2 tRNA genes and 1 rRNA gene are annotated in these 730 nt (G+C 50.4%); all 3 read left to right on the forward strand.

Going from position 1 to position 730, the window contains the following annotated elements:
• A 16S ribosomal RNA gene (locus B0920_RS25265) occupies positions 1-219 on the forward strand; the annotation flags it as partial.
• Positions 220-299: 80 nt separating this feature from the next.
• A tRNA-Ile gene (locus B0920_RS25270) sits at positions 300-376 on the forward strand.
• Between the two features lie 18 nt (positions 377-394).
• A tRNA-Ala gene (locus B0920_RS25275) sits at positions 395-470 on the forward strand.
• Positions 471-730: the final 260 nt, after the last annotated feature.

Below are 730 nucleotides of genomic sequence, written 5' to 3' on the forward strand. Positions count from 1 at the left end.
ACTACATGAAGTTGGAATCGCTAGTAATCGCGGATCAGCATGCCGCGGTGAATACGTTCCCGGGTCTTGTACACACCGCCCGTCACACCATGGGAGCGGGTTTTACCAGAAGTAGGTAGCTTAACCGCAAGGAGGGCGCTTACCACGGTAGGATTCGTGACTGGGGTGAAGTCGTAACAAGGTAGCCGTATCGGAAGGTGCGGCTGGATCACCTCCTTTCTAGAGTAGCACCAGGAGCTAGACTCCATCATCAAGCGTCCACGCTTATCGGCTGTTGCAAAGAGCAACGAGAACAGTTCGGGTCTGTAGCTCAGTCGGTTAGAGCACCGTGTTGATAACGCGGGGGTCGTTGGTTCGAATCCAACCAGACCCACCATGGTTATCGTAGTACCACGGGGGATTAGCTCAGCTGGGAGAGCACCTGCTTTGCAAGCAGGGGGTCGTCGGTTCGATCCCGTCATCCTCCACCATTCACCTGGTTACTGTTCACTGCATTTATCTAAAACCGCTCAGTAATGAACTGGCAGCGAGTTTAGATAAGTGTAGTTCTCGTTCTTTAACAATCTGGAAGAAGTAAAGTTTTTTTAAGCGTGTGCGAAAGCACATTCTTAGGGTAGTAATTGTTGTATCACACAAGCAGTATTCTTGACTTATGACGTTCCCTGATACTCATGCAGGGGCCAACGTTATAGGGACAAGTGAATAAGTGCACATGGTGGATGCCTTGGCG

Source organism: Massilia sp. KIM, assembly GCF_002007115.1.
Classification (GTDB): domain Bacteria; phylum Pseudomonadota; class Gammaproteobacteria; order Burkholderiales; family Burkholderiaceae_D; genus Telluria.